Origin of the sequence: Streptomyces poriferorum (genome assembly GCF_019399235.1) — a bacterium.
Lineage (GTDB): Bacteria > Actinomycetota > Actinomycetes > Streptomycetales > Streptomycetaceae > Streptomyces > Streptomyces poriferorum.
This window is the reverse complement of record NZ_JAELVH010000403.1, coordinates 1-4,490: the sequence shown is the minus strand read 5'-3', so window position 1 is coordinate 4,490 and position 4,490 is coordinate 1. Positions and strand designations below refer to the sequence as shown.

4 protein-coding genes are annotated in these 4,490 nt (G+C 72.4%); 3 read left to right on the top strand and 1 reads right to left on the bottom strand.

Translation table 11 applies throughout. The annotated features are described in order from the left end of the window. The 3 genes from JGS39_RS36975 to JGS39_RS36965 form a co-directional block, all read left to right on the top strand. Window positions 1-995 (top strand): acyl-CoA dehydrogenase family protein (locus JGS39_RS36975; RefSeq protein WP_219574146.1); only part of this gene is annotated, 995 nt, incomplete at its 5' end. Window positions 996-1,006: 11 nt separating this feature from the next. Beyond that, window positions 1,007-2,203, top strand: a complete 1,197-nt coding sequence (locus JGS39_RS36970; protein ID WP_219574145.1) for a lipid-transfer protein — start codon at window positions 1,007-1,009, stop codon at window positions 2,201-2,203. A gap of 85 nt (window positions 2,204-2,288) precedes the next feature. Further along, the gene (locus JGS39_RS36965; protein ID WP_219574143.1) at window positions 2,289-3,719 is read left to right on the top strand and encodes an MFS transporter; all 1,431 of its coding nucleotides are present in this window, start codon (window positions 2,289-2,291) and stop codon (window positions 3,717-3,719) included. Window positions 3,720-3,735: 16 nt separating this feature from the next. On the opposite strand, the gene JGS39_RS36960 is transcribed toward JGS39_RS36965, so the two are convergent. Continuing rightward, complete coding sequence (locus JGS39_RS36960; RefSeq protein ID WP_219574147.1) at window positions 3,736-4,368, bottom strand: response regulator transcription factor; 633 nt, start codon at window positions 4,366-4,368, stop codon at window positions 3,736-3,738. Between the last annotated feature and the right edge of the window lie 122 nt (window positions 4,369-4,490).

Here is a 4,490-nt window from a genome sequence, read left to right as displayed (position 1 = left end):
GCCGTACCCTCGCCCCCACCGGCTACGCCGCCCCGCATCTGCCCGCACCCCACGGGCTGGGTGCCGGTCCCGTGCAACAGCTGGCCGTCCAGCAGGAGTTGCGGGACCAGGGCGTCGCCCTGAGCGGCCTGGGGATCGCCACCTGGGTGGTGCCCTCCCTCATCGCGCACGGGACGCCCGAACAGCAGGACCGCTACCTCCTGCCCACCCTCAGCGGCGAACTCCTGTGGTGCCAGCTGTTCTCCGAACCCGGCGCCGGCTCCGACCTCGCCTCGCTGCGCACCCGCGCCGAACGGACGCCCGAGGGCTGGCGGATCAACGGCCAGAAGGTGTGGACGAGCGCTGCCCAGTGGGCCGACCACGGGATTCTGCTGGCCAGGACGGACCCGGACGCGCCCAAGCACCAGGGCCTCGGCTACTTCCTCGTGGACATGAAGAACACCGAAGGCATCGACATCCGCCCGCTGAAGGAGATCACCGGCGACTCCCTCTTCAACGAGGTGTACTTCGACGACGTCCTGCTGCCCGAGGACGCCCTCGTCGGCGAGGCGGGCGGCGGCTGGCAGGTCGCCCGCAACACCCTGGGCAACGAACGCGTCCACATGGCCGACCAGGTGGCCTTCGACACCGGCCTGGAAGCCCTGATCGGCCGCGCCGAAGGCCTCGACGGCGCCTGCCGGGCCCGGATCGGGGCTCTGGCCGCCGAGGCGCACGCGCTGGCCTGCATCACGCTGCGCACCACGCTCCAGCAGGTCTCGGGACTGGAGCCGGGCGCGGGAGCCTCCGTACGCAAACTCGTCCAGACCGTCCACCAGCAGAAGGTCGCCGAACTCACCCTCGAACTCCTCGGCCCCGACGGGGCGGTGTGCGAAGGAGCGGGGGAACGGGCGGTGCACGGCTTCCTGATGTCCCGCTGCCTCACCATCGCGGGCGGCACCACCCAGGTTCAGCTCAACGTCGTCGCCGAGCGCATCCTCGGCCTCCCGCGGGACTGAGAGGAAACGATATGAAGGCGTACATCGTCGGCGTCGGAATGACGAAGTTCGAGAAGCCCGAGACCCGTGACTGGCAGTACTGGGACATGGTCAAGGAGGCCGGGACCGCGGCGCTCACCGACGCCTCGGTCGCGTACGAGGACATCGAGCAGGCAGCCGTCGGCTACTGCTTCCAGGCCTCCACCGCCGGGCAGCGTGCCGTCTACGAACTCGGCCTGACCGGCATACCGGTCTACAACGTCAACAACAACTGCGCCACCGGCTCCACCGCCCTGATGATGGCCCGCCAGTTCGTCGAGGGCGGCGCCGGCGACTGCGTCCTGGCGCTCGGCTTCGAGAAGATGGCGCGCGGATCGCTCGGCGGCGGTGGATCCGACGGTGGCGCGGGCGACTTCAAGACATCCCCGGTCGCCCGGCACTACGGCATCATGGCCGCCGCCCACGGCTTCGAGATGACCCCGCCCACCGCACAGATCTTCGGCAACGCCGCCCGGGAGCACATGGAGCGGTACGGCACCACGGAGGCCCAGCTCGCCGCGGTCGCAGCCAAGAACCACCGCCACTCGGCGGGCAACCCGTACGCCCAGTTCCAGGACCCGTACACGGTCGACGAGGTGCTGGCCGCCAAGCCCATCCACCGTCCCCTCACCCGGCTCCAGTGCTCCCCGACCTCCGACGGGGCGGCGGCGGCCGTCGTCGTCTCCGAGCGCTTCGTCGAGCAGCACGGCCTCGGCGACCGGGCCGTCGAGATCGCCGCCCAGGCCATGACGACCGACACCGGGGCCTCCTTCGCCTCCGGGACCTGCATCGACGCGGTCGGCCTTCCCATGTCGCGGGAGGCGGCACGGCAGGTGTACGAGAAGGCCGGCATCGGCGCCGAGGACCTCGACGTCATCGAGCTCCACGACTGCTTCTCCATCAACGAACTGCTCACCTACGAGGCGCTCGGGCTGTGCGGCGAGGGCGAGTCGGGGGCGCTCGTCGAGTCCGGAGCCACCACCCACGGCGGCCGCTGGGTGGTCAACCCGTCGGGCGGCCTGATCTCCAAGGGCCATCCGCTCGGCGCCACCGGAATCGCCCAGGCCGCCGAACTCACCTGGCAGCTGCGGGGAGAGGCCGGACCCCGCCAGGTGCCGGACGCCCGGACCGGTCTCGCCCACAACATCGGGCTGGGCGGAGCGGCGGTGGTGACACTCCTGCGGCGCTGAACCTCAGGAGTCCCGGTCCTACGCCGCTGGACCGATACCGGTACGGTCCGGAAACCGATGTACGGGGCGCCGGGCGGCTGCGAGTATGACTCTCATGGTTGACGTCTCGACGCCCACACGCCGTGGCAGCGGTACCCGGACCCGTACCTGGGCGGTCGTGCTCGCCGCCTGCACGGGGCAGTTCCTCGTCGTGCTCGACGTGTCCGTCGTCAACGTGGCACTCCCGTCCATGCGTGCCGATCTGGGGCTGAGCACCGCGGGCCTGCAGTGGGTGCTCAACGCGTACTCGATCGCCTTCGCCGGATTCATGCTGCTCGGCGGCCGGGCCGCCGACCTCTACGGCCGCAAGCGGATGTTCCTCGTCGGCCTCGGCCTGTTCACCGCGGCCTCCCTCGCCGGCGGACTCGCCCAGGAGGGCTGGCAGTTGCTCGCCGCCCGGGCCGCCCAGGGGCTCGGCGCGGCCGTGCTGGCGCCCGCGACCCTCACCCTGCTCACCGCCGCCGTCCCCGAAGGACCCGCCAGGACCAAGGCCATCGGCACCTGGATGGCCGTCGGCGCGGGCGGCGGCGCGGCCGGCGGGCTGATCGGCGGGGTGCTCACGGACACCCTGTCCTGGCGGTGGGTCCTGCTCATCAACGTGCCCATCGGCGTGCTCGTCCTGATCGGCGCCGCGCTCCGCCTCGCCGAGGGCCGGGCCGGCGAGCGCAGCCGGATCGACTTCCTGGGCGCGGTACTCGTCACGGCGGGCCTGGCCTCGGTCGCGTACGGCATCGTGCAGACCGAGGAGTCGGGCTGGACGGCCGCGGCGACCCTGGTGCCGCTGCTGGGCGGACTGGCGCTGCTCGCGCTGTTCGTCCTGGTGGAGTCCCGGACCGCGAAGCCGCTGATGCCGCTGCGGGTGCTGGCGGCGCGGGCGGTGGCGTCGGCGAACGTGGCGATGCTCGTGATCGGCTCGGCCACTTTCTCCATGTGGTACTTCATGACCGTGTACGCACAGAACGTGCTGGGGTACTCCGCGTTGGAGGCCGGACTCGCCCTGATGCCCACCTCGGTGGCGATCGTGGTCGGCTCAAAGTGCGCGCCGCGGCTGATGGTGCGCACCGGCGCGAAGAACCTGGCCCTGATCGGCACGGCGATGGCCGCCGCGGGCTTCGGCTGGCAGTCGACGATGACGGCCGACGGCTCGTACCTCACCGCGGTCTGTCTGCCCGGCGTCCTGATGATGGCCGGTACGGGCCTCGCGGCCACCCCGCTCGCCACCCTCGCCATCTCGGGCGCGGCCCCCGGCGAAGCGGGCCTGGTCTCCGGCCTCGTCAACACCTCCCGCACGATGGGCGGCGCCCTCGGACTGGCCGTGCTCTCCACGGTCGCCGCGGCCCGCACGGACGGCTCCACGGACCCGGTGGAGCTCACAGCCGGCTACGCCCTCGCCTTCCGGACGGCGGGCGGGGTGCTGCTCGGCGGACTGCTGCTGATGGTCCTCTGGCTGCCGCGCCACGGGTCGGCGAAGCGCTGAGGGCCACCCGCGGGCGTCAGAGCCACCCCTGCTGCCGGGCCGCCCGGACCGCCTCCATGCGGTTGCGGGTGCCCGTCTTCCCGATCGCGGCGGACAGGTAGTTGCGGACGGTCGACTCCGACAGATGCAGCTTCACCGCGATGTCCGCGACCGTCGCCCCGTCCACCGAGGCGACCAGCGCATCCCGCTCCCGCGCGGTCAGCGGACTCGGGCCGGCGCTCAGCGCGGCGGCGGCCAGGGCCGGGTCGATGACGGTCTCCCCGGTCAGCACCCGGCGGATCGCCGACGCGAGCTCCTCGACCGGGCCGTCCTTCACCAGGAACCCCGCCGCTCCCGCCTCCATCGCGCGCCGCAGATAGCCGGGCCGGCCGAAGGTGGTGAGGATCAGCACCCGGCAGTCCGGCACCTCCTCCCGCAGATCGGCGGCCGCGTCCAGCCCGCTGCGTCCCGGCAGCTCGATGTCGAGGAGCGCCACATCGGGCCGCGACGCCAACGCGGCGGGCACGATCTCGTCGCCCGCGCCCACCTGGGCGACCACCTCGATATCGGGTTCCAGCCCGAGCAGCAGGGCGAGCGCGCCGCGCATCATGCCCTGGTCCTCGGCGAGCAGTACCCGTACGGACTTGGTCGGCCGGTGATCCTGCGGCATCTCGTTCACGGGGACAGGGTAGGGCCGGTACCCATGTCGGCGTCCGCTGCTTCCGGCGCGTCCGCCGGAAGCTCCGCAGTCACCACGAAGCCGCCTGCCGGTCCGGGGCCCGCCTCCAGGGA

Excerpts from the sequence above, each read along its gene's own strand:
- JGS39_RS36965 (WP_219574143.1), top strand. The coding sequence starts at position 2,289 with ATGACTCTCATGGTTGACGTCTCGACGCCCACACGCCGTGGCAGCGGT.
- JGS39_RS36960 (WP_219574147.1), bottom strand. The coding sequence starts at position 4,368 with ATGCCGCAGGATCACCGGCCGACCAAGTCCGTACGGGTACTGCTCGCC.
- JGS39_RS36970 (WP_219574145.1), top strand. The coding sequence starts at position 1,007 with ATGAAGGCGTACATCGTCGGCGTCGGAATGACGAAGTTCGAGAAGCCC.